General features: G+C 45.4%; 27 protein-coding genes. 17 read left to right on the top strand and 10 right to left on the bottom strand.

The window, feature by feature from the left end; genetic code table 11:
- The first annotated feature begins 22 nt into the window (after positions 1–22).
- Positions 23–1,069, top strand: a complete 1,047-nt coding sequence (locus DP120_RS13630) for a lactonase family protein (protein ID WP_112224225.1) — start codon at positions 23–25, stop codon at positions 1,067–1,069.
- Positions 1,070–1,109: 40 nt separating this feature from the next.
- On the opposite strand, the gene DP120_RS13625 is transcribed toward DP120_RS13630, so the two are convergent.
- Both DP120_RS13625 and DP120_RS13620 read right to left on the bottom strand, forming a co-directional pair.
- The gene (locus DP120_RS13625) at positions 1,110–1,439 is read right to left on the bottom strand and encodes a hypothetical protein (RefSeq protein ID WP_112224224.1); all 330 of its coding nucleotides are present in this window, start codon (positions 1,437–1,439) and stop codon (positions 1,110–1,112) included.
- A gap of 3 nt (positions 1,440–1,442) precedes the next feature.
- Complete coding sequence (locus DP120_RS13620; RefSeq protein ID WP_233786178.1) at positions 1,443–1,988, bottom strand: SCO family protein; 546 nt, start codon at positions 1,986–1,988, stop codon at positions 1,443–1,445.
- Positions 1,989–2,270: 282 nt separating this feature from the next.
- On the opposite strand from DP120_RS13620, the gene glgB reads away from it, so the two are divergent.
- From glgB to DP120_RS13585, 7 genes are all read left to right on the top strand, one after another.
- The gene (gene glgB, locus DP120_RS13615) at positions 2,271–4,154 is read left to right on the top strand and encodes a 1,4-alpha-glucan branching protein GlgB (protein ID WP_112224223.1); all 1,884 of its coding nucleotides are present in this window, start codon (positions 2,271–2,273) and stop codon (positions 4,152–4,154) included.
- Positions 4,151–5,317, top strand: a complete 1,167-nt coding sequence (locus tag DP120_RS13610) for a glucose-1-phosphate adenylyltransferase (RefSeq protein WP_112224222.1) — start codon at positions 4,151–4,153, stop codon at positions 5,315–5,317. The genes glgB and DP120_RS13610 overlap by 4 nt, the downstream gene beginning before the upstream one ends.
- Positions 5,295–6,317, top strand: a complete 1,023-nt coding sequence (locus DP120_RS13605) for a GlgC family sugar phosphate nucleotidyltransferase (RefSeq protein WP_112224221.1) — start codon at positions 5,295–5,297, stop codon at positions 6,315–6,317. The genes DP120_RS13610 and DP120_RS13605 overlap by 23 nt, the downstream gene beginning before the upstream one ends.
- Positions 6,314–7,762 (top strand): glycogen synthase GlgA, encoded by a 1,449-nt coding sequence (gene glgA / locus DP120_RS13600; protein WP_112224220.1) that lies wholly within the window; start codon positions 6,314–6,316, stop codon positions 7,760–7,762. The genes DP120_RS13605 and glgA overlap by 4 nt, the downstream gene beginning before the upstream one ends.
- Positions 7,763–7,804: 42 nt before the next feature.
- Complete coding sequence (locus DP120_RS13595) at positions 7,805–8,614, top strand: SDR family oxidoreductase (RefSeq protein ID WP_112224219.1); 810 nt, start codon at positions 7,805–7,807, stop codon at positions 8,612–8,614.
- A 108-nt stretch (positions 8,615–8,722) separates the two neighbouring features.
- On the top strand, positions 8,723–9,805 hold the full coding sequence (locus tag DP120_RS13590; protein ID WP_233785990.1) for an MBL fold metallo-hydrolase: 1,083 nt from the start codon (positions 8,723–8,725) through the stop codon (positions 9,803–9,805).
- Between the two features lie 4 nt (positions 9,806–9,809).
- Positions 9,810–10,070 carry a DUF3006 family protein gene (locus DP120_RS13585; RefSeq protein WP_165843807.1) on the top strand — a complete coding sequence of 87 codons (261 nt, stop codon included), beginning with the start codon at positions 9,810–9,812 and terminating at the stop codon, positions 10,068–10,070.
- 45 nt (positions 10,071–10,115) lie between these two features.
- On the opposite strand, the gene DP120_RS13580 is transcribed toward DP120_RS13585, so the two are convergent.
- The 3 genes from DP120_RS13580 to DP120_RS13570 all read right to left on the bottom strand — a co-directional run bounded on the left by DP120_RS13580 (position 10,116) and on the right by DP120_RS13570 (position 12,089).
- The gene (locus DP120_RS13580) at positions 10,116–10,418 is read right to left on the bottom strand and encodes a DUF3219 family protein (protein ID WP_112224217.1); all 303 of its coding nucleotides are present in this window, start codon (positions 10,416–10,418) and stop codon (positions 10,116–10,118) included.
- Between the two features lie 89 nt (positions 10,419–10,507).
- Entirely contained in the window at positions 10,508–11,569 is a 1,062-nt protein-coding gene (locus DP120_RS13575) for a YkvI family membrane protein (protein WP_112224216.1), read from the bottom strand.
- A gap of 193 nt (positions 11,570–11,762) precedes the next feature.
- Positions 11,763–12,089: a YflT domain-containing protein gene (locus DP120_RS13570; RefSeq protein ID WP_112224215.1), complete on the bottom strand. Its 327-nt coding sequence runs from the start codon at positions 12,087–12,089 to the stop codon at positions 11,763–11,765.
- Positions 12,090–12,210: 121 nt separating this feature from the next.
- On the opposite strand from DP120_RS13570, the gene DP120_RS13565 reads away from it, so the two are divergent.
- The 5 genes from DP120_RS13565 (at position 12,211) to DP120_RS13545 (ending at position 16,698) form a co-directional block, all read left to right on the top strand.
- Positions 12,211–12,945, top strand: coding sequence for an MBL fold metallo-hydrolase (locus DP120_RS13565; protein ID WP_112224214.1), 735 nt, complete (start codon positions 12,211–12,213; stop codon positions 12,943–12,945).
- 127 nt (positions 12,946–13,072) lie between these two features.
- The gene (locus DP120_RS13560; RefSeq protein WP_112224213.1) at positions 13,073–14,059 is read left to right on the top strand and encodes a cation diffusion facilitator family transporter; all 987 of its coding nucleotides are present in this window, start codon (positions 13,073–13,075) and stop codon (positions 14,057–14,059) included.
- Between the two features lie 47 nt (positions 14,060–14,106).
- A complete protein-coding gene (locus DP120_RS13555; protein WP_112224212.1) occupies positions 14,107–14,751 on the top strand; it encodes an NAD(P)-dependent oxidoreductase in 645 nt (214 codons plus the stop codon).
- 308 nt (positions 14,752–15,059) lie between these two features.
- Positions 15,060–15,323 carry a hypothetical protein gene (locus DP120_RS13550; RefSeq protein WP_112224211.1) on the top strand — a complete coding sequence of 88 codons (264 nt, stop codon included), beginning with the start codon at positions 15,060–15,062 and terminating at the stop codon, positions 15,321–15,323.
- 85 nt (positions 15,324–15,408) lie between these two features.
- Positions 15,409–16,698 (top strand): purine/pyrimidine permease, encoded by a 1,290-nt coding sequence (locus DP120_RS13545; protein ID WP_233785988.1) that lies wholly within the window; start codon positions 15,409–15,411, stop codon positions 16,696–16,698.
- Positions 16,699–17,088: 390 nt separating this feature from the next.
- Here DP120_RS13545 and pepF read toward each other — a convergent pair whose 3' ends face one another.
- Positions 17,089–18,900 carry an oligoendopeptidase F gene (pepF, locus tag DP120_RS13540; protein ID WP_112224210.1) on the bottom strand — a complete coding sequence of 604 codons (1,812 nt, stop codon included), beginning with the start codon at positions 18,898–18,900 and terminating at the stop codon, positions 17,089–17,091.
- A 667-nt stretch (positions 18,901–19,567) separates the two neighbouring features.
- Complete coding sequence (locus DP120_RS13535; RefSeq protein WP_112224209.1) at positions 19,568–19,765, bottom strand: DUF2188 domain-containing protein; 198 nt, start codon at positions 19,763–19,765, stop codon at positions 19,568–19,570.
- Between the two features lie 176 nt (positions 19,766–19,941).
- On the opposite strand from DP120_RS13535, the gene DP120_RS13530 reads away from it, so the two are divergent.
- The 3 genes from DP120_RS13530 (at position 19,942) to DP120_RS13520 (ending at position 21,399) form a co-directional block, all read left to right on the top strand.
- Positions 19,942–20,421 carry a PaaI family thioesterase gene (locus DP120_RS13530; RefSeq protein ID WP_112224208.1) on the top strand — a complete coding sequence of 160 codons (480 nt, stop codon included), beginning with the start codon at positions 19,942–19,944 and terminating at the stop codon, positions 20,419–20,421.
- Between the two features lie 21 nt (positions 20,422–20,442).
- Complete coding sequence (locus tag DP120_RS13525) at positions 20,443–20,829, top strand: DnaJ family domain-containing protein (protein WP_112224207.1); 387 nt, start codon at positions 20,443–20,445, stop codon at positions 20,827–20,829.
- A gap of 123 nt (positions 20,830–20,952) precedes the next feature.
- Entirely contained in the window at positions 20,953–21,399 is a 447-nt protein-coding gene (locus DP120_RS13520) for a hypothetical protein (protein ID WP_112224206.1), read from the top strand.
- 155 nt (positions 21,400–21,554) lie between these two features.
- Here the strand turns inward: DP120_RS13520 and DP120_RS13515 are convergent, their stop codons facing one another.
- Positions 21,555–21,851 (bottom strand): hypothetical protein, encoded by a 297-nt coding sequence (locus DP120_RS13515; RefSeq protein WP_112224205.1) that lies wholly within the window; start codon positions 21,849–21,851, stop codon positions 21,555–21,557.
- A 128-nt stretch (positions 21,852–21,979) separates the two neighbouring features.
- Between DP120_RS13515 and DP120_RS13510 the strand changes: the two genes are divergently transcribed.
- Positions 21,980–22,657 (top strand): hypothetical protein, encoded by a 678-nt coding sequence (locus DP120_RS13510; RefSeq protein WP_112224204.1) that lies wholly within the window; start codon positions 21,980–21,982, stop codon positions 22,655–22,657.
- Positions 22,658–22,723: 66 nt separating this feature from the next.
- Here the strand turns inward: DP120_RS13510 and DP120_RS13505 are convergent, their stop codons facing one another.
- On the bottom strand, positions 22,724–23,971 hold the full coding sequence (locus DP120_RS13505; protein ID WP_112224203.1) for an erythromycin esterase family protein: 1,248 nt from the start codon (positions 23,969–23,971) through the stop codon (positions 22,724–22,726).
- A 90-nt stretch (positions 23,972–24,061) separates the two neighbouring features.
- Positions 24,062–24,331 (bottom strand): GNAT family N-acetyltransferase, encoded by a 270-nt coding sequence (locus DP120_RS13500; protein WP_112224202.1) that lies wholly within the window; start codon positions 24,329–24,331, stop codon positions 24,062–24,064.
- Positions 24,332–24,336: the final 5 nt, after the last annotated feature.

The raw sequence follows: 24,336 nt of genomic DNA, 5'->3' as shown, positions 1-24,336 counted from the left end.
GATGCAGAAGGAGGAGTTTTGTTTGGCAATTCTTCATGTGCTTACAGGATCTTATGCGACTCGGGATGAAAAAGGCATCAAGCTGTGGCAATTCGATACGGATGCGGGAGAGCTGAAGGAGATAGCGGGTGTCAGCGGGATCGAACGTCCATCGTTCCTCACAATCCATCCGTCACAGGAAATGGCGGTGTCCGGCAGTGAAGACTTCAACGGTGAACTGGTATCCTATAATTTTAATTTGGATAGCGAAATGATAAAAGAGTACAGCCGCAGCAGCGGCAATGGCGATCATCCGGCTTATGTCACGATTGACCGCAGCGGCAAATGGCTGTTGTCCGTCAATTATTCCGGCGGCAACGTAAATGTATTTGAACTGAAAGAAGACGGGGCAATCGGTGAAATGGCCGATTCTGTACAGCATGAAGGAACAGGACCGAACGAAGAAAGGCAGGATGCTGCCCACCCGCATTCCATTATCCAGGTTCCAGGAAAAGAATTGTTTGCAGTATCGGATCTGGGAACGGATACAATTTATTTTTATCGGCTTGATATGCAAAGCGGGAAACTGGAGCTTGACCATGCGTACGATGCCGAACCGGGAAGCGGGCCGAGGCACCTGGCTTTCCATCCGGAATTGCCGTTGTTTTATTCGCTTGGAGAACTCGATTCAACAATGACAGTTTTTTCGCTTGAGCGGGAAAGCGGAATTAAGCAAATTCAGCGAGTATCACTTTTGCCGACTGCTTTTGAAGGAGAAAATACTGCTGCCGAAGTGGCTGTATCAAAAGATGGTAAATTCCTTTACGCTTCAAACAGAGGGCACGACAGCATCGTCTCTTTCGAAATCGATGAAGGCGGCAAACTTCACAGCCCGGAATTCACAAGCAGCGGCGGTGCAGGGCCGCGTCATTTCTCATTGGTTCCTGGTGGAGGATGGCTGATTGCAGCTAATGAGAAATCGGATTCACTGACAGTTTTGAAACTGGAAGATGGACGGCCTATTGAACTTACGCAAGAAGTAAAAACTGTATCACCGGTCTGTGTGAAATTCATCGGACGGACCATATAAAAAACAGGCTGCGGACATTTGTCCGCGGCCTGTTTTCTTTTTACCAATCCCCTGATTCTTTTTCTATGACACCGAATTCTTTCAAAATGCTTGTGAATCGGCTTTCCACGTTTCCTTCGAAAGCTTCAGCCGTACATTCTGTATGCGGCGGATAATTCAGTTCCCGGGCCTGCTGCAAGGTCGATTCCTCAAGGTAATTCGTCGCGTCCGCTTCTTGAAAGCATGAAGGGGCGATGTAAGTCCGGAAGGTATGCTCCAAAACTACCCTTGTATTAGGCGGGGGAACATTCTCGCGCGGCACAAAAAGGAAAATCAGAAACGCAGCTGCAGCCACAATACCGAGAATGATCCAAATATTCGTCTTTTTCATCGCTTATTCCTCCGCCAAAAGGATTTCGATATCACTTATGATTTCTTCTGTGGGCGGATTGATGCCGTCATAAAATTTTCGGACGACACCCTCCTGATCGACGAGATAGAAAGATGTGCCGTGGACAACCTGGTCTTCGTTCGCTGGTTTTCTGGCGACGCTTTGAAAACTTTTCATCGCGAATGCGTCGATTTTTTCAGGAGAATAACCTGTCAGCAAGTCCCAGCTGCTGAGGTCCGCGCCGTAATTCTCGGCATACGACTTTAAGACTTCCGGTGTATCAACTGTCGGATCCACGCTGAAAGAAACGATTCTCACATCCAGCCCTTCCTGCTTCAGCTGATCCTGCAATTCGGTCATGTTTGCCATCATCGGCAAGCAGACTGTCGTACAGTTGGTGAATACAAAATCCGCTAACCAAACCTCGCCTTGCAGATCAGCCAGGCTGACTTCTTCATTATCTTGATTGGTAAAAGTGAAATCCTCTACTTCCCAACTGACGGGATCTTTTATTTCCTGCCCGCAGCCAGCAAGGAAAAGACTTACCATTATTAAAAGGGTAAACCACTTTGTTTTCAGCAATAGTACCCGTCCTTTCTGAAGTTCTTTCATGAATCCTTATAAGCGTAGAGGATATAGTGTCGTCAAACAAGTCCCGGGCTTTAGAATTATGTGTAAATATTTCGAACAACTGATGAAAAAAGAAAAATAATATATACTTGAAATATAATTAACAAAAAATTTAGTTAATTTACAAAGGATTATCATGCGGCGTGTAGAATCTACTAAAGATAGATAATTAAGGAAAGGCGATGTAAGGAGGGGTTCAACATGATCATTCAGGATGAAGAATTGACTGCAGAAAAATTGAAAGACTTCCATGAAGGCCGTATGACAGATGCTTACCGTTATTTTGGAGTCAAATCGGAAGAGGGTCACACTTCTTTTACTTTATGGGTACCAGAGGTGGAAAAAGTGACTGCTGTGGTTTTCAATCCGATATCGAACGAGCGGAATTCCTATGAAATGAACCGGCTGCCATATGATGAAACGGTTTGGCAAACGCGTGTGCCGGGGGAACTGACGGGATATTCATATATCTATGAACTTCTTTTGCCAAACGGTGAACTTCTCGAGAAATCCGATCCTTACGCCAGACAAGGAGAAATGAGGCCGCAAACAAAATCGGTAATTGCAGCACCCTCCCGGCATAAATGGCAAGAGGCGGTTATGAGGGAAAAGAAAAAACTTGCTGATAACCATGTCGAAAAGCCGATGGCAATTTATGAACTGCATATCGGCACCTGGAAACGGAACGAACAAGGCGGTTTTTTGAACTACCGTGAATTGGCTGATGAACTGGTTCCTTACGTCAAAAACCTGGGTTTTACTCATATCGAAATTCTCCCGATCACCGAACATCCTCTTGATGAGTCCTGGGGTTATCAGGCAACGGGCTATTTTGCCCCTACAATACGCTATGGAACTGCAGATGATTTAAAATACTTTGTTTCCGTATGTGCAGAAAATGGAATCGGATTATTTTTGGATTGGATTCCCGGACACTTCTGCAGTGATGCTTTTGCGCTTTCTTTATTCAACGGAAAACCGCTTTACGAAGAATCCCGTGAAGAAAGAAGAGTGAACCACGATTGGGGCACCTTGAATTTTGATATCAGAAAAGGGGAAGTGGTGAGTTTTTTATTATCCAGTGCCCATTATTGGCTGGATGAATTCAAGTTTGACGGCTTTCGTATGGATGCAGTCATCACTCAGCTGTTCATACCGAACGAGGAGTCCCGGCCTTTCAATGCTGAAGGTAAAGGTTTCTTGAGGAATCTGGTGTCCGGTTTGAAACGGGCGTTTCCCGATTCCATTCTTATTGCCGAAGATGCGTGGGGGCATCCAAAAGTGACGCATACCCCGGAAGACAATGGAGTCGGTTTTGATTATAAATGGAATTTCGGCTGGATGCACGACACGCTTGCCTATATGAAAGAGCAGCCGTCGGAACGCTCGGAGCACCACGAGAAGATGAACTTTTCGCTTATGTATCAATACGATGAACGGTATATCTTAGCTTTTTCGCACGACGAAGTCGTTCATGGTGAAAAATCATTATTGAATAAATTGCCGGGGACAATAGAAGAGAAATTCAGCCAATTGCGTTTGCTGCTGGGCTTCTGGATAACCCATCCAGGTAAAAAGCTATTATTCATGGGCCAGGAATTCGGCCATTTTGACGAATGGGAATTCAAGCCGGAACTGGACTGGGCCTCTCTTGAAACGGATGCGCATCAGCGGATGGCTTATTTTACTAAAGATCTTCTGGCTTTTTATAAGGGTGAGGTCTCGTTGTATCAGTTGGACGATCATCCGAAGGGTTTTACATGGCTTGATGCGGATAATCATGAACAAAGTGTTGCTTCTTTTATTCGAAGAGGGAAAAATCCTGAAGAAGAATGCATCATCCTTTGTAATTTCTCCAACCATGCATACCCAGAGTTTCGTGTAGGAGTACCGGGTGGCGGGAAGTATGAACAAGTCTTTTCAAGTGCCGCTGCCGAATATGGAGGGGTCCAGAGCAGTATGGCTCGCACAGCTCCAGCTGAAGGTGTCAGTGCAGATGGCCAGGAAAGGTCCATTAAAATTGAATTGCCTGCATTTACGATGTGTATCTGGAAATTGATAGAGAAAGGGAGCGAAGCGGATTGAAAAAGCAGATGGTTGCAATGCTGTTGGCCGGCGGGCAAGGAACCCGGCTGAAAGAACTTACCTACACGGTTGCGAAACCCGCAATTCCATTTGGCGGAAAATACCGCATCATAGATTTTCCTTTATCCAATTGCACCAATTCCGAGATTCATACAGTCGGTGTCTTAACACAATATCAACCGCATCTTTTGCATCAATATATTGGTCTCGGAACCCCCTGGGACCTTGACCGCCGCGATGGCGGCGTCACGATGCTTCCGCCTTATGCAGAAGCTGACGGCATCAAATGGTATGACGGTACGGCAAATGCAATTTTCCAGAACATGAAATTTTTGGAGGCGCATCAACCCGAGTACGTGCTGATTCTATCAGGGGACCATATCTATAAGATGAATTATATGCTGATGCTCGATTTTCATATAAAACAACAAGCTGCTGCTACCATCTCGGTTATTGAAGTTCCATGGGAAGAAGCCAGCCGCTTTGGACTGATGGAGACGGATGACCAAATGCAGGTAACGCGATTTGTTGAAAAACCGAAAGACCCAAAAAGCAATTTGGCATCAATGGGCGTTTACATTTTTAATTATCAAAAACTCAAGGAGTATTTGGCAAGAGATGCCGAAAACGAAGACTCCAGCCATGATTTCGGAAAAGACATCATTCCGGCAATGCTTGAAGGCAATGAAAAGATGGCTGCTTATCCTTATAAAGGCTATTGGAAAGACGTGGGCACGGTGGACAGTTTATGGGACGCGAACATGGATTTATTGGATCTCGACTCCGGTCTGGTCCTCCATGATTCAGCATGGCGTATATTTTCCTCCAACCCGCAGCTCCCTCCACAAGTAGTGACCGAAACTTGTGAAATAGAGGAATCTTTTATAAATGAAGGATGCATCATCGAAGGAAAGGTGCGGAAATCGGTTATTTCGCAGGATGTCCATATTAAAGAAGGTGCGGAAATTGATGAGTGCGTAATCATGGCAGGTTCAGTGGTCGGGAAGGGTGCAAAAATCAGGCGGGCTATTATAACACCTGACCTCGATATTCCGGCCAACTTTAAGCTGCAGAAAAATGACGGGGCAATCACTCTTTTAACCAAGGAAACAATCGAAAACTGGGAAGGGAGTGAAGACGATGCGTTTAGCAGCAGTAATTGATGCGACAGTCACTATCCCTGGCTTAAAGGAATTGGCGATGTACAGATCTTCGGCTTCAATTCCATTTGCAGGGCGTTATCGCTTGATCGATTTCGCATTATCCAACATCGTAAACTCAAATATTAACTCTGTCGGGGTCTTTGCTTCGCAGCAAAGCGTTTCGCTGATGGACCATATCGGCAAAGGCAAGAGCTGGGATCTGGATCGGCGCAGGAACGGCCTTTACTTTTTGCCGACATCCCAAAGGGAAGGCGATCAATTGAGTGTCGGCTCATTTGCAGCACTGGAAGATCACCTCAATTTTTTCAATAAAAGCACGCAGCCCCACATCGTGGTGACCTGTGCCTTTTCCATTTCTCAATTGGACTATAACGATATGCTGGAAAAGCATTTAGCGTCAGGAGCTGATATCACAGAAGCGGTCCGTGATGGTGAGTGTATGAAATCTTATATATTATCCAAAGAATTATTGATGCAGATGATTAAAGGTTTTCGGGAAAACCGGGTTGTAAGTGTGGAAGATGTCGTTAATCTGAAGAAAAAACCTTATACCTTCGCTCAATACGAATATGAAGGTTATTTCGTCCTGATCAATTCAATGGAAAGCTATTTCAATGAATCAATGGCGCTGTTGAACGAAATTACATGGAGGCAGCTATTTCTGCCAGAACGGCCGACTTATACGAAAGTCAAAGATGAACCGCCGACAAAATATATGAAAGGATCCAATGTTAAACGGTCGCTGGTAGCGAATGGCAGCTTGCTCGAAGGGGAGATCAGGGACAGCATTCTAAGCAGAGCGGTGGAAATCGGCAAAAATTCGAAGATTGAAAAGTGCATCATCATGCAAAAATGTGTAATAGAAGAAAATTGTGATTTACTTTATGTGATTGCGGATAAAGATGTGCGCATCAAAGCCGGCAGTGTGGTCCACGGGACAAAAGAAAAGCCGGTGGTCATCCGCAAAGGCAGTATAGTGTCGGAGGGAGAAGAATTATGAAAATTATTATGGCGGCGGCGGAATGTGTACCTTTTGCCAAAACGGGAGGGCTGGCTGACGTAATTGGGGCATTGCCGAAGGAATTGGCGAAAAATGACCACGATGTTACCGTATTCTTACCTAAATACAGCCTGATTGCTGAAGAATTCGTACAGCAATTTTCATTGCTTGAAGAAATCACAGTCTCTTTTGCCGGGGAGCAAAAAACATGCAGCATCCACCAATTCAGAAATGAAAACGTCCGGTATTTCTTCTTGGAAAATCAGGAATATTTCGGACGTTCCCAAATATATGGCGAGGCTGATGATGGAGAACGCTTCGGGTTTTTTAATAACGCCGTCCTGACAGCCATAAAAAAGCTGGAACTCAATGCGGATGTAATTCATGTTCATGACTGGCACACCGCTGTTATTCCATTGCTATTGAAGGAAGACAGCCGATTCAAAAATATGGGAGAAGGCTTAAAATCGGTGTTGACGATACACAACCTGCAATTTCAAGGGGCTTTCCCGAAATCCGTTTTTACGACTGGATTTGAGTTGGAAGAAAGCCAGTTTGATGATTCAGCCATCGAATGGAACGGAAATTACAATATGCTTAAAACCGGTATTTTATACGCGGACAAAGTAACAACCGTCAGTCCGGCTTACCGTGACGAAATTTTAACTTCACAGTACGGAGAAGGGTTAGAGAAAGTGCTCCGGAAGCGTGAAGAAGACCTGGTCGGAATCCTGAACGGATTGGACACAAAATTCTATAATCCCGCTACAGATCTGGCGATTGAAATGGAATTCGACCATTCATCAATCGAAGAGAAGGCGGTGAACAAGCGCAAGGCTCAATCACTGATGGGCTTGCCAGTAAAAGGGAATATCCCGTTGACCGTCATGATTTCAAGGCTGGCGGGCCAAAAAGGAATCGATATTCTGGAGGAAACACTGCCTGAATTGCTCCAATCCAAAGACATGCAATTTATCCTGCTTGGTTCAGGAGAAGAGAAATTTGAAGATTTTTTCAGGCAGCTGGCTAAAAAGTTTCCGGACAAAGTGGCGGCGCATATTGGATTCGACGAGGACCTTGCACATCAGCTTTATGCGGGGGCCGATATTTTCCTTATGCCTTCGCATTTTGAACCCTGTGGTTTAAGCCAGCTTATTTCAATGCGTTACGGAACCGTTCCTGTAGCCAATAAGACAGGGGGCTTGAAAGATACAGTCATTGAATATGACCGCATTACACAAACGGGCAACGGTTTTCTGAGTGACTTTACCCGAAATTCGCTTTTCACAGAGGCGTTGAAACGGGCGTTAAGGCTCTATCAGGAATCTGAGCACTGGGAAGCCATTAAAAAGAATGGCATGGATGCAGATTATTCATGGAAGCAGTCTGCAAAAGCTTATGAAGAACTTTATCAGGAAATGGTGAGCAACCTTACAGCAAAATAACCGATTAATGCGGCAATAATCAATAAAAGGACAGGTGATCATATGGCAGATAAATCATTCGATAATACAGACTTGGCCGACTATAAAGCAAGTGGAGCGCTGGAAGGGAAAGTGGCAATTATCACCGGGGGCAGCAGTGGAATCGGGCAGGCCGTGGCCATAGCTTATGCAAAGGAAGGCGCAAAAGTCGTCATCGGCTATAAAGGCAACGAAGAAGGAGCGAATTCGACCATAAAAGCCATTGAGAAATACGGTGGTGATGCGAAAGCGTTCCAGGGAGATTTGGGGAAATCGGCAGAATGCGAAAAGATTGTTCAATTTACGCTTGAATCATATGGCCAGATTGATATCGTCGTCAATAATGCCGGCTACCAATATCCTCAAACTTCACCGCTGGATATAACCGATGAGCAAATGCTGAAGACATTCGAAATCAAAGCTTTCGCGATGTTCTATTTGGTGAGAGCGGCATTGCCTCATCTAAAAAGAGGATCACGCATCATCAACACAGCCTCTATTAATGCTTACCGCGGCCATTCGGATTTGATCGATTACTCGGGTGCAAATGGCGCGATGGTGGCCATGACCCGTTCTTTGGCGAGGCGTCTTGTGCGTGAGGAAATTGCCGTAAACGGCATCGCGCCTGGTCCGATATGGACACCATTGATTACAAAGACATTCGGTGATTTAAACCCTAACGTAGCGGATGACTTTGGGGAAGATGTACCGGCAGGACGGCCTGGACAGCCTTTTGAACTGGTGAAAGCCTATGTATTTTTGGCGGACCCGCAAAACTCTTATATGACGGGACAATTTCTCCATATGAATGGTGGAGATTATATGTCGACCTGATTCCTGATCCGCCGGAGACTTTCTTTCTGGCGGATTTTTTATGTGTTTCGATTTTCCCGCTTACGAGGCAGCTGTGATAAAATTCACTGTGAATAAGGGAGTGAGTTTTTGAAAAGAATTTTATTATTTTTAATTGCGCTGCTGAGTCTGCTTGCGGGATGCCAGGAAACTGCGGCGCCCACAAAGCCGGCTGGACCGGAAGATGTGCTTAAAGACACAATGGAACCGACATTATATGTGCATTATATCGATGTCGGACAGGGAGACGCGACATTGCTTGAGTTTGACGGCCATGCGATTCTGATTGACGCCGGGCACTGGAAATCCACTCAAGCCGTCGATTATCTGAAAAAAACTGGCATAAAAGATATCGATATTGCTGTAGGTACACATCCCGATGCTGATCATATCGGCCAACTCGCGCAAGTCATCGGGGAATTCGAGGTGGGAGAAGTGTGGATGCCGGGAAATCCCAGCACTTCCAATACGTATTTGAATGTCCTGCAGTCGATAGAGGCAAGCGGAACCGATTATTATGAACCGAGGGCGGGAGATGTTTTCGACGTTGGCAAAATGCGTATTGATGTTCTTTACCCCGAACAGCTTACTGGCGCCGCCAATGAAGAATCAATTTCCATGAAACTGACGTATGGTGACATCCAATTTGTTTTCACAGGAGACGCAGGGATAAAAGAAGAACAGGAGATGATCGACAGCGGAACCGACTTGCGTGCGGAAATTCTGCACCTTGGCCACCACGGCTCGAATACATCGACAAGCAACGCTTTCCTGGAGGCCGTATCACCGGAAGTGGCGATATACAGCGCTGGAGCGGATAATTCCTACGGCCATCCGCACGCCGAAGTGCTGGCGGCTGTTGAAAATAGCGGTGCAGAAGTATACGGCACGGATGTTAATGGCACGGTTATTGTGGAAACAGACGGCGATTCCTATAATGTGGTTACCAGCAGCACTGGGGTTCCGACTGAAGGGGAGAACCGCTGCATTAACATCAATATCGCCTCCACCGCCGAACTGGAGCAGATTGCGGGCATCGGTGAAACGTATGCGAAAGAAATCATTCGTTTGCGGCCATTTGATACGGTTGAAGATTTAGCGGAAATAAAAGGCATCGGCCAAGCGACAGTGGACGCTATCAAAGAGCAGAATCTGGCTTGTGTGGAGGAGTGATTACGTGAAAGGTTATTTGGACCGGATTGAAGACGGGGGAAAAGCCGTCATCCTGCTGGAAGAGCAGGGCTTCGAAATTGTTGTGCCGTTCAGGGAGCTGCCGGATGGGAGCGGGGTCGGCTCGTGGTTCCGAATATATGAGGAAAATGGCTGCTTTTCCATCCAGCTCGATGAAGCTGAGCGGAAACATAAAGAACAAATGGCTGGCGAAATGACCCAGAAGTTAAGGATGAAAAGCAGCGGCAGTAAATATAAAAGAGACTAAGTTGAAAATGCCCTGGACTGATTGCAGTCCAGGGCATTCAGATTTTTATTTTCTTTTTTCAATCAGCTCGAGATAATAATCCGCCGTTTGCCCTTCTTTGTAAAGATCTGTTCGATCGGTCGCGTAGTTATGGATGGTGGCAGGGAACTCAAGATCCAGATCCGGAACGCGTACCTGGAAATCATTTTTATATAGAAGGACAGCCACGTCGTGATATTCTTCGCTGCTTACTTTAAATGAAAAAGAAATTTTTTTTACATTATTTTCAGCCTCTGAAATTTGCACATTATCGATTTTGAAGTCTGTTGCCTTAATTTGTGTGTCATCAATCCAAACGATTGTCTCCACGAAAAACCCGCCTTTCCAAAATTTTATATACTTAAGACTTTAACACGAAAAAACCGTCAAACCCTTATGCAAGGATTTGACGGTCGAATTTATACTGCTGCTTTTTTATTGAGCGAGTAGCGGATATTTGTCACAACAAGCGTGACAACAAGGAATAGTCCAAGCAACCCGATTACCGGGTAAAACTGACCGACAAGTTCCGTGAATCCTCTGAAGCTCAAAAGATAGGCAACGGTTACTGCAATGACAACGGTTATTTTGAAACGGACAGTATTTTGTTCAGCGAAACGGGCTGTAAACGAAAACAGCATACTGACTGCTGTATTGTAAATCATGGCAAACAAGATCAACGAGATGAAGAATCCAAGGAATGGTGAAATATCATTGGCCATCTGAAGAATCGGCATGTCCGAGTTGCCGACTCTGTCGACAGCTGAGAAAATAGCCAAATGGCTCAGGATAATCAGCACACCCAGACCAAGTCCGCCAAGTAAACCGCCGCGGGCAGCGATCTTTTCGTCTTTCTCTATGCCACCCATGACAATTGCCATTGATGCACCTACTGCTATATTAAATGAAACGTAATTGATCGCAGAATAGAACCAATTGGATAAAGCCGAATCCTGTTCTTTTGCGATAGGATTCAGTTCAGCAAAAGAAGCGTCCATCGTCAGCAAGCTGTAAACGGCAAGACCGATTACCATGAGAATCAGGAATGGTGTAACACTGCCGATGATTGTGATGATTTTCTGTACGTTCAGCATAATCGTCGCCATGACGATCAAAGCCATCACTGTATTTCCAAGGATTGCAGGCAATCCGAATTGCTGGGAAAAAATCGAACCAGCTCCGGCAATCATGACAACGCCAACGCCGAATAGTGTCAGGATAATAATGGCATCCATGATAAAACCACCGATTTTACCGCCGATTCCATATACAACTTCTTTATGGGAAGAAGTTTGCATACGGCTGCCAAGTCTCGTCAAACTCATCCCCATATAAGCGAAGAGAGCGGTGGCCAAAATGGCGGCAAGAATTCCCAGATAACCAAAACTAGTGAAGTATTGAAGTATTTCCTGTCCCGACGCAAACCCGGCGCCGACAATAATACCGATAAAAGCACTGCCAATCTTTAAACTTTTTTTCATGTGGTCCCCCTTGATGTAGTTAAACTTGAAGTTAAAACTTATGTAAATATAGCAAAAAAAGAGCATTTTGACAAAATATATTTGAAAATTCTAGACTTTTCTTTTGGAACTATTATTGTAAGAACATTAAAAATGTAATCAAATAAAAAAAGAGGATGCCAGAAGCCCGGCATCCTCTCGTGATTTGTAAGAGTTAGTCGTTTTTATTTGCGATAATGACCAATTTACCTTTATCGAGTTCTTCTTCATATTCTTCTGCTTCCTCTTTCGTTAATCCGGCGCCTGCCATTTTCGCGCGAAGTTCATCGCCGCGTGAGCTGGTCATATTTTTCATGCTGTCCAGGAAGCCTTGCTCTTTCATGCCGACGCTTTCTGTATCAAGAGCGTCAGTTACATCTTTTTGGCGCTTTTTATCATGCGCGAAAACGTAAATGTCGTCATGATCGTAACCTTGCGATGCTAATTTGTCGATTTCTGTTTTAGCCTGAAGTGCGTTTTCAACTGTCATTTTAATAGTCAAAATAATCCCTCCTGTTTTTTCTATCCACTTATTCTTTACCACACAGCACCCCCGCTTAAACAAGTGTGTCTATTCCTCTTGAGTTATACTAAAGAAAACTGCTTTGCGGGGAGAGTTGATCATGAACATTACGACAATCGGCATTTGGGGCGGTTACCCAAATAAAAACGAAGCGACTTCTTCATTTTTAATCGAACAGGATGGTTTCCGCTGTTTAATCGATTGCGGCAGCGGAGTGCTGGCGGCGGTTCAGAACTATACGGAATTGCGTGAGTTGAACGCAGTTATCATCACTCATTATCATCCGGACCATGTAGCGGATACCGGGGTTCTGCAGCATGCGGCAATGGTGGGCATGCAATTGAAGGAATGGAAAACACCTTTGCCGATTTATGCTCATAACCGGGACGCCGCCGGTTTCGACAGCCTTTCTTATAAAGGAGTGACGGAAGGCAGAGAGATTCATGTTTCTGAGCCTATTCATATCGGGCCTTGGGAAGTATCCTTTTGTGAAACGGTTCATCCGGTTTACTGCCTGGCGCTGAAATTTACTTCAAACGGCAAGACGGCGGTTTTCACAGCCGATACGGCATGGAAAGAAGAACTCGTTGAATTTTCTGCAGGCGCAGACTTTATCGCTGCCGAATCAAACCTTTATGAAAAATACGTCGGTATCATTCAAGGCCATATGAGCGGGCGGCAAGCAGGCGAACTCGCAGCCAGAGCCGAAGTGAAACAAATGGTGCTAACCCATTTGCCGCAATACGGTGAACTAGGGGAAATTTTGGAATCTGCCAAAGAAGCATTTTCCGGTTCGGTTGAATTTGCGGAAATCGGCAAAACGTATCGCCTTTAATGGCAAAAAAGAGCCGATGATGGGAGAAGCAGCCCCTTTCGAGAAAAAATATGAATGAATAGGTGTTTTAATTTTCATTAATGGGAAGTTAGTAGTATAGAAGTTATTGAAAGGGGCAAGGTTTAATATGAGGGAATTATTCGGTTTGATGAAATTCGGGGCTAAATCAGCCTTATGGGCAGCAATTATAAATACGATTCTTGGCATTATAAAAACAGCTGCTTATCTTATTACGGGAAATGTCGCCATGTTCGCTGAGATGATGCACAGTTTCGGTGATGCGGCAAACCAGTTTTTCGTATTTATCGGATCAGGGCTCAGTAAGAAGAGTCCGACGGAACGATTTCCTGGAGGTTTTGGACGCCTCGTGAACCTGGTTCTATTGGGAGCGGTGCTGATTGTCGGCATCCTGGCTTACGAAACAATTATTGAAGGAATCCACCATATCCAGTCTGCAACACATTCGGAAGATTGGTTCTGGTTGAATGTCGGTGTTTTGGGCGTAGCAATTATTCTTGAATTATTTGTTTTGCATAAAGCCATGAAAGAAATTACACATAACTTGCCGAAAGAACAAACTAAAGGAATGAAAATTGTTCCATTAGCCTATAAAAATGTGAAAAATGCCAATCCGGCGACAAAACTTGTATTCCTTGAAGACAACGTGGCAGTTGGCGGGGCGGTCCTTGCGTTGATTGCCATTGTTATCGCAACTTATACGCCGTTCCACAGCGCTACAGGATACGCTTCAGTCATTATCGGAATTATGCTGGTCGTTGTAGTTGGACGTATATTCCTTGATAATGCAGCCGGTGTTCTTGGTGTGGCGGATTTGGATATGGAAGAACGTATGGGCAATGAAATCATGAAGCATCCAAAAATCAATGATATTCAGGACATGGCTGTTATACGTGAAGGCGATGATCTTCACGTTGAATTGAAAGTGGAAGTCGAACCGGATATGACGATTAAGGAAGCGGATGAAATCCGTGAGTATATAGCGGCAGAAATCAATAAACGTGTTCCGAATGTTACAGATATCATTATTGAGTTCGATCAGGATGATGATATTGTCCACTGGAAAAAAGTGACGACGCAAAAACCGGTCGAATAAGCAGCGGATTTACAGTATGCCTTAGCGAATAAACTGGAGGGATTCTAATGAAAATCGGAATCATCGGCGCAACAGGAAAAGCTGGCAGCCTCATCATGAAGGAAGCGAAATCCAGAGGCCATGAAGTGACAGCGATTGTGAGGGATTCACAGAAACTCCCTGAAGGAGAAGACGCAGCGGTTTTGGAGAAGGACATTTTTGAACTTGATGCCAATGATCTGAAACAATTCGATGCTGTCGTCAATGCTTTCGGCGTGCCGCCCGAAAAAGCGGAGCAGCATGTGGAAGCAGGACGGTCACTGATCAATGCACTGAAAGAAGCACAAGATACGCGGCTATTGGTGGTCGGAGGCGCAGGCAGCCTGTTCGTCGATGAAGCGAAAACGACCCGATTGAATGAAACGCCTGAATTTCCGGAAGCCTTTAAAGCTATCGCGTTGAATCAATCTCAAAACCTTGCAGATCTTGAACAGGCGGAAGGAATCCAATGGACGTTCCTCAGCCCTGCAGCTTTCTTTGATCCCGAAGGTAAGCGAACCGGCAAGTACCAAATCGGAGAAGATGCTTTTCTCGTCAACAGGAAAGGCAAAAGTTACATCAGCTATAAGGATTATGCCATTGCGCTGGTCGATGAAATCGAAAACGGCTGGCATATCAATAAGCGCTTTACTGTAGTTGCAGAAAGTGAATGAACATATGAAGCAGCCACCGGAGTGGATATCCGGTGGCTGCTTTTAACGTTTGTGCTTTTTTGTGTCCAGACTCCAACGGGCCAGCTCCTCGAGTCATAAGCCCCACTGACTAGGCGGCTGAAAACATGCCACTACGCCAGCGTGTCTTATGCTTGTCGGAGCTGAACGGCCGTTTCCGCTTTTCTATTGTCCAGACTCCAGCGGGCGCTTTTCTTTAATCGCCACTAAACGTTCACCTTCATTTCTTCATTCCATAAATGAATCATGTATAATAAATTGAAACTTGAAGATAAAGGTGGGTAAGCACGATGGATTTTCTATACTTTCCAGAAGATAAATCAGAGTACATCCCGGGTATCATTTCCGTAATTGTTATCTTCATTCTTTCAATGCTGATTATCTGGTTGCTGATCAGAGCTTCGAAGAAACAAGTTCAGCATTTGGAAGATCAGGGGTATTCCGTTAATTATGATATGAAAAACAGCGACGATCCGCTGTCTATAGATGATAAGCCGGAACAGGATGAAGTGGAACATACTTCTGAAAACGATAACGGCAAAAAGGGGTCCTGACAAAATTCAGGACCTCTTTTTGTTGGGGTAAAACAGGTGTATACTGATACCGCATGGTTATACTTAACGAATTGGAGATTTACTTATGATAAAAAATTTATTTGGCGGCCTGCAATGGGCCGTGTTCTTATTAGCCTCATCCATTGCCGCACCGATCGCCATAGCAAGCGTCTTCGGAATGGATACAGCGGATACGGCATTATTCGTCCAGAGAACGGTTTTCGTTCTCGGCGTCGCTGTTTTGCTGCAGGCATTCATCGGCCATAGAATGCCGATCAACGAAGGACCAGCCGGACTATGGTGGGGCATCTATATCGTTTATGCCGGCCTTGTCGGTTCGCTTTACGCCACTGCTGAAAATGCGCTCCAGGCGCTGCAAAGCGGCATGCTTTACAGCGGTGTGCTGTTCATCATTTTCGCCTACACCGGTCTGGTAGGTAAAATGCGCCGCCTGTTTACGCCGACTATTACATTTGTTTATTTATTATTATTGGTGCTGCAAATCAGCGAATCAATCATGTCGGGTTTATTCGGAATCACAACACCGGGTGAACCCGTCGACCTCGTCGTATTCATGGCGGGAGTAGCGGTTGTTGTCGCTACTTTCTACTTCATGGGCAATAAAATCCCGTGGGTCAACCGCTATTCTGTCCTTTTTGCGATTGCGGCAGGCTGGCTCCTGTTCCTGATAATCGGCAAAACGGAATCCGTGCCATTCGATGCCGGCACTTTCATCTCGCTGCCGCAGATGCTGGTGTTCGGTCCGCTCGTTTGGGACAGCGGCATGTTCGTCACTTCATTGTTTTTAACGCTGCTGCTGATTGCCAATATGATGGCATCGATGCGGGTCATGGAGTATTTATTGAAAAATGAATTCGGTATCCATCAGCCGGACCGGGTCAAACAAGGTTCCGTCGCATCCGGTTTGAACCACATCCTTGCCGGGTTGTTCTCTTCCATCGGACCGGTGCCGATATCAGGGGCAGCCGGATTTGTCAGCGCGACACGGACGCCATCATTAAAGCCGTTCATCGTCGGCGGTTTCCTGGTAGTTGCAATCAGCCTGTTCCCGAATATCATGGCGTTGCTCGCTGCCTTGCCGGCACCTGTCGCCTATGCAGTAATCTTTGCGATTTTCACGAAGATGGTGGAAATGGCATTCAAGGAATTGGAAGAGGAAGCCGACCGGATGCAGGCGTATAAAGTCTCTGCTTTCGGCTTGATGATTGGTGTCGGCATCATGTTCGTGCCGCAGGAAAGCATGGCCCAACTGCCGGGTGTGCTGGCGTCGACCTTATCAAATGGCCTGATCACAGGAACCATCATTGCGATCATTCTTGAGCAGGCATTGATTTGGAGAAAGAACAGAAGATAAAAAAAGCGTGCCGCATCGGTGAGATGCGGCACGCTTTTAGCTTGTTATCGAAAATAAACCTTGAAAGCATGTTTCTTTCGCTTTTCGCTCGCGAAAAGCATCTAATTATCTTTAGATCTAAGTTTTTTTAGGAATTTCGAAGTCAGTAAAGCTTATTGACAGCTTTTCTGCTGCTTATTTTCTTTGTGTGGGTTGTCTAATAGCGGATATCGGCGCTCAGCGAATTATATCGGCGTTCAGCGAATTATATCGGCGTTCAGGAAATTATATCGGCGCTCAGCAAAATATATCAGCGTTCAGCTATTTTACGTCCGGATTCTATAACAAAGCTAAAAAAGCGTGCCGCATCGGTGAGATGCGGCACGCTTTTTATATAACCCGAAAAAATTTTTATTCGCCTTCAATTTCTTCAGTTAATTTCTCGAGCTCATCGATCAATTCGCCGATATAGGCGATTGTGTCGCGCAATGGTTGATCGGTTGTGATGTCGATGCCAGCCATTTTGGACAGCTCGACCGGCGATTTGGTTCCGCCGGCTTTCAGCACTTCCAGCCATTCGTCGACAGCCGGCTGGCCTTCTTCAAGGATGCGTTTCGATACTTGTGTTGAAATGGTCAACCCGGCGCTGTACGTATAAGGATACAAGCCCATATAGTAGTGAGGCTGGCGCATCCAAGTAAGCTCGGCGCCGTCATTGATTTCCACAGTGTCGCCCCAGAATTCCTCGAGAACCCCGCGTTTCAGGTTATTAAGAATTCCTGCATTGACGCTTTGTCCCGCATCGATGCGTTCATACACTTTACGCTGATAAGCAGCTTCGAGAAGATGCGTCACGAAATTATGGTAATACGTCCGTGCAACAATCGATGAAATGACCCAGCGTTTGAATTTAGGATCTTTCGAATTCTCGAGCAGGTGGTTGGCCATCAGCATTTCATTCATCGTTGAAGGGGCTTCGATAAAGTAAAGCGATGGACGCGCGTTGAAGATATTTTGAGCGCGGTTGGCGTTGTAGAAATGTCCGGCATGGCCTAGTTCATGCGCCAGCACAAATACTTCGTTCATGCGGCCAGTCCATGAAATCAGGATATACGGGTGGTTGCCGTAAGGACTCGAACAGAAAGCGCCAGTCGACTTGCCTTTGTTCTGGGCGAAATCGATCCAGCGTTCCGAATAAGAACGTTCGATCATTTCAAGATAATCTTCGCCCATGATGCCAAGCGCGTCGTTGATGTATTTCTTCGATTCTTCTACTGTAATTTCCGGTTCGTAAGTCGGATCCAGCGAAATCTTCAAATCGGCAAATGTCATTTTCTCAAGGCCGTGCGCTTTTTGCAGCAATTTTGCGTATTTGCGCATATGCGGTGCTAATTCGCTGGTGATCAAATCGATTTGGCGGTTATACAGCGAACGGTCCACTTCCTGGTTGAACAGCAGGTAATCGAAGATGGAATCATAGCCACGGAGGTCGGAAGTAGTTTTTTCCGTCTGCAGCTGCATATCGTACGTCTTCGCAGTGGTATGCTGGTAATCTTTCAGTTTCTGCGAAAATGCGTTAAAAGCTGCGCGGCGTTTGGCAGTATCCGTTTCCGCTTCCCAGTCGCCTTCGAACGAAACGTAACTTAGCGGATAACTTTTGCCATCCACTTCGAAATCATCGAATGACATATCCACCATTTTCGTCGTGTTGTAGAGGCCGTATGGCGCGTTGAATGTCGATGAATAAGCGGCAAGTGTCTTTTCCACTTCCGAATGCAATTGATACTGCTTTTTGCGGATCAATTTCTCCAAATATACTTTGAACTCATCGGATTCCTGCATCGCCTGCTCCAGCGTTTCATCCGGCAATGCCAATAATTCACTGGTGACGAACGACAGCTTGCTGTTCACTTTAGCCGCCGCGGAACCGAATTTACTCGACAGCATCTGAGCTTCATCATCGGTTTGGTCTGTGCTGATTTTAAGGCTTGCGTATGTACCCACCGGAACAAATTTTTCATTTATTTCAGCGTAAGCTTTTAATAATGTATTTACTGTTGATGCATTTTTGGTATTTCCTTTATAGGTTGAGGCGAATGCATCCACTTCTTTTTCGAGGGCAGAAAGTGCATCATGAAAAGCTTCATCTGATGCGAATAAAGACTGCAGATCCCATGTTTCATCAATGCTGACTTCTGAACGTGCGGGCATACTCTTGACCATTTATCTCGCTCCTTTTATTACGGTTATCGAACTATTCCAAGTATAGCGGGCAAGCGGAAAAAAGTAAAAACTATTTATCAAATAAATTTAAAAATTCTTATAAATGAGGTTTAAGAAATATTTGAAGGTGGTATCTAGAGAGTACAAGGCGGAACCACCGTAGGGAGAAACGAGTAAACAGGTTAGTAGTTTACAATCGCCTCCAGACGAGGACATGCACAGCCTTGGCGGAAAATTTGCTTTACTGACGATTGTGATCTCGTCGGGTACCAAGTTTGTAAAGTTTTCTGAAGAGAAAGTGTTTCAGACGAAGTTTGGTAAGTTTTTTGTGTAAGTGCAACTGAATATCTGACTGCAGAACAACGGATTCGCTGAGAGGTAAATGCGACGAAAATCTAAAGATGCAGACAGAACAGGAAGCTGTATTGACGAGATTTAGAACATTCGTCAACCTTTATCAGAATGTAGAAGTATGATCGACAAATTTTCCGCGTGCGTAAACTTCTCCGAGAGTGGAGAAGCTGCAACAAGGGAAGCACAGCCTGATGAAAAGGGCTGTGCTTTTCTATTTGCCCAATTTCATCAAAAAAAGCGGATCGCTTAGGCGATCCGCTTTTTTCTTTACAAATTTCAGCGCCCGGCTCTTATGGGCACTTCCACTTTCCTTTTAATATTCTCGTTCTTCAACTATGTTATGGTCCTTATCCAGAATCTGAAGTTTGCTCGGTGTATTGTCTTTAGCGAGTTCTTCAGCAGCAGCAATCGCTCCGTCTTTGCTTGGGAATGACTCGGTCGGAGCCACGTCCTCCAGTTTGACGATCCAGCGGGTTGCATCCTGGTCAGGTGCTACACTATAACATTTCATTCGTATCAAACTCCTTTCCTGATCTCTATTTCTTTTCCCGCCCTATATAGTTTTAAACAATCCACTATGCCAATGAGATTCAGAATAGTTCGTTCTTTTTTTCGTTATTATGCTAAAATTGAGGTAATATCTTACAAAAAATAGCCGAAAATATTTCAAGGAAAGAGGAGAAAAGAATGAGTGATACCCCGATTACAGCAATTCAGGATGAATACGCGGAAGAATTTGCGCATTGTTATGGATGCGGACGTTTGAATGAGCACGGCCATCATTTCCGGACAAGGTGGCAAGGGGATAAGACCTTTACCGAATACGAACCCGGCAGTGAGCATACGGCCATTCCGGGATTTGTTTACGGAGGCGTGATTGCTTCACTTATCGATTGCCACGGAACAGGCTCGGCTTCATTGGCATTGCATAGAAAAAATGGTTTTGAACCAGGCAGTGGAGAAGAGCCGCCGCGTTTTGTTACGGCCTCGCTGCATGTCGATTACCTGAAGCCGACTCCGCAGGGCGTCACATTAACAGCGGTAGGTGAAGTGGAAGAAATCCATCCGAAAAAATTCAAAGTGAATATAGAAGTTGCGGCTGGCGGAACAGTTTGTGCAACAGGTACAGTAGTTGCGGTTGTCATGCCTTCATCATTCGGAAAATGATTTTCTAAGGGGCTGGAGGAAATGGCGGAAGAAAAACAGGAAATTCGCACAGATCTGATCGGGGAAATCCTAAAGGAATACGAGAAGACCGGTGGAATGGATAATTTACCGGGCGCCGGTAAACCGTTGCCGGCAGAATATTTTTCAGGGGATCTTTTTCAGCATTTTCAGCGCATCGCAAATGAAGCCGGATACAAGCCGCATTGGCTGAAATTGCAGCATGAAATCCGCGATCAGATTCAGGGGGTGCTCGAACAGCTGCAGGCCGGCAAGAAAAAAGACCTTCCTCTGCGGTTAGCGAGTATCAATGAAAAAATCCATGAATTTAATAAATCCTGTCCGCTGCCTCTGCAAAAAGGCTCGGTAACGCTTGAAAACATTAGCCGAATGGCAAGCCGGTGGGAATAGCATTATGGAGAAAACGGACACAGCCATGTTTTGGAGTTCGTTTTTGGTTTAACAGCGCAATAATTAGGGAATTTTTCTCGTGAGTCTATTTAGCAGGAAGCAGAAAAGGGAGGGGGAGCAATAATGGAGAAAAAAGATGAAACAACAGAATTGAACAAAACACCGGAAACGGAAGAAGTGAAGGAGCCTGCTGCAGAACCGGTTCCAGAAGTCACAGAACCGCCGGCTGAGCCAGCACCGAAAGCAGAAGAAAAAACGGTGGAGCCGGCAGCGGAACCAAAGCAACAGCCAACACCAGAACCAGCAGAAATTCAAACAGAACCTGTGGCAGCCACTAAAGAACCGGTTGAAAAAGCAGAGGAAAAACAAAAAAAATCAGCGAAAAAAGAAAAAGCTGCTGCTGAGCCCGAGCCGGTAGATGAAACTCCCGAAGAACCGGCAGAAGAGGAAAACAATGAAACTGCCCGTTTCAGCAAAATTTACAGTAATGTAGCTTCGAATCGGTATGAAAATCTTCGGACAAGCTATATAGAGAACAAAGCGAAAGAATTGCGGAAAAAACGCAAATAAAGAGCGAACGCTTTGTGACGCTTTTCGTTATTGTCTAGACTCCAGCGGCCCAGCTCTTCGGGTAAAAGGCTGCTCCTGTCTCTGCATCGCTGCGCTGCTTCGTCGCAAGAGATAGTCCCAAACAAGTTTGGGCTATCTCTCGCTTCCGCTTTTCTTTATTTACGTTCCAATTTTTCCATTTCTTCGGAAGCGACAAAAGCAAGATCGTCATTTCCAAACAATTGCAGTACGTCAAGAAGGGTTTCATTGCTGATTTCAAATTCAGACGGATCTGCTTCTTCGACAGCGCGGACCAGCGCATCATTTTGCGACTGGGCAGGATAGGCTCTTTGATAAAGCTGAACCGGATCCAGGTTATTCTGCAGTGACCAGTTAACAAAAAGCTGGATCATTGTCGCTTCATCCTGCTGGTATTTTTTAATGATATATTCGTCGCGATTTTCGTATTCCATACTTATCAGCTCCTTATCAGCAAACTTAAACTTAAACATACCAAAAAATATAGATGGATGCTTGGACTTCCATTAAAAAATCCTCTAGAATTTAACGCAAGACGTATGAGAGTATCGGAGGGAAAAAGATGAAATTAATTCAAGTTAGAAAAGGGCAGTTTGTCTATTATAATAACGAATTGCATAAAGTCTATTCGGTCAAACCTTTGGCCAAGAAATCCGTTCACCTGTTCCGGATCAAAGACATGGAACAAGTGGATTGCAAAGCGGATGAAGTCTCACTCTATAAGCCGCAGCATCTCGATTCTTTCCTATTCTTCGGGACCCGCTATACTTTGCGGGATGATATAGGGCCGGAAGAAGGCGGCTATATCCTGATCAGTAAACCGGATCCGGATTATATGGACCATTATTCCCTCAATGAATTCGAGAAAGTGGAATCAGTGGAAGGCAAGAATGTGGTGACGACCAGACAAAATACAGTGAAATTCAGAGAATTCTTCGTCATGCAGCCGGGTGAGGCAGAAGGAAGCAAAGATATCGTTTATTACGATAAGTCAAAAGTCGATGCCAGCCAGCTGGAAGCGGACAAGGAATTGATTGACAAAATCCGTGAGCGTGATGCAATCCGCCCATCTATCGGAGATGTCTATTTAAACTTGGATAATACTTCCACTGCTATGGTTGTTGCGATTTCAAATGAACATGTTACACTCGGCAACGGGGATCGCCTGACATTCCATGAGCTTTACAAAGCGGATAACTGGAATTTCCTCTATAACGTCGTTGACGGTGAATTCCGTTAAAGCATGTTAATGAATGGATTTTAATAAAGCCAACTAAGGAATCAACCTTAGTTGGCTTTTTGCATTCTAAAGCGGCTTCAACGCATGTGTACGGTCAAAGAACAGGAACGCGTCGTAACGTTTTGAAATCATGGACGGCACGTAATTGCCATAAGCTTCGTGCTCAGGGTTATAAACGACTCCGACTGCCCGGTGTCCGATCCAGCGATCGAACAGGCGTCGGTTGCTGTCATCGAAAATCAGCAATTTATCATGTGCGCCGGTCCGGTGCAGCAATTCTTCCCATGAATTCTTCCTGCCAGGCGGCAGCACCATTTCTTCATACGGCGCTTCCCATGCTTCCGCTGCAATGACAGTGCCTTCGTACGAACCAAAACCAACGGCGAAGACATCTTCAGGCGGATTCTGCTCGCGCAGCAATTGCCCGACATTTACCATCTTATCGTCTTTCATATCCGTCGCCCGTGCATCGCCGATATGCGTGTTATGCTCCCAGATGATAATACGGGCATCGGTGCCGTGATAGTTCCGCAATTCATTGACCGTTTCCACCATATGGTGATCACGGATGTTCCAGGACTCTGCACCGCTTCTGACCATTGCGCGGTAATATTCTTCCGCGTTTTTCGCAACCAGTGAGTTGATCTGCAGATTCAGGTCGGCTTCTTCTTCATTTGTATAATTCTCCGCGTTGCTTCGGATGGAAGCAAGCAACTGGGTGACTTCATCGATGCAGCCCTCCGAAAAAGTCGCATAGGAAATTGCATATTTCTCGGGTTTCCTATTGCTCGGATCGAAACAGGAAAATGCCTGCTTCGCCAGTTCCACGTCTCCGCCTTCAGGATCCACATCATTCAAATAATGAATCACTTCTTCCATCGACTCCCAAAGGCTGTACACATCGATTCCGTAAAAACCGATCTTTTGATTTAGTGAAGCGTTATAATCCTTCAGCCAATCAATAAAACCAGCAATTTCTTCATTGGCCCACATCCACGTTGGCCAGCGGGTAAATGCTTGTTTGAGCAGATTCCGGGCGGTTTCATCCGCTTCGGTAAAATTATTGATGTAGCGGTGGACCTGGTAAGCGGACGGCCAATCACCCTCCACTGCAATAAGCGTAAATCCTTTTTCCTGAATCAGCCGTTTCGAGAATTCGGCGCGCCATTGATAATATTCTGATGTTCCATGCGTAGCTTCACCCAGCAGGACGATTTTCGCGTCGCCTACTGCTTCCATCAATGGTTCCAAATCATTCAAGCCATTGACCGGCTGCGCAAATCGGCTGATTGCTTCTTCCAGTGTATAATCCATGCCTGCACTTCCTTTCAAAAAAATGATCGGATGTCTAAATGGCAAAGGGTTGAAAAAAGCATACCCGCAAAACGGATATGCTTTTGGGCATTAATTCTTTAGAACATCCTGAAATTCCGGAGTCTTTTCAATGACGCCACGCGCAAATGAACATTGGGCATCGATGGTTTTGCCTTCATTACGTGCGTATTGCACCACTTCGCTCACCAATTGCTTGCCGACGCCCTGCCCGGAAAGTTCAGGTGACACTTCCGTGTGAGTGACCGTCAGCACATCGCCGTCCGGTGCATAAGCAAGTGAAGCCATTTCCTCAGAGTCTTTTTCAACATAGAATTTATTGTTGCCGTGTTTAACATCCATTGTAT

This window comes from Planococcus halotolerans, assembly GCF_003289955.1.
Lineage (GTDB): Bacteria > Bacillota > Bacilli > Bacillales_A > Planococcaceae > Planococcus > Planococcus halotolerans.
Note: the sequence above shows the minus strand (reverse complement) of the source record. Positions and strands in the feature narration are given on the sequence as shown.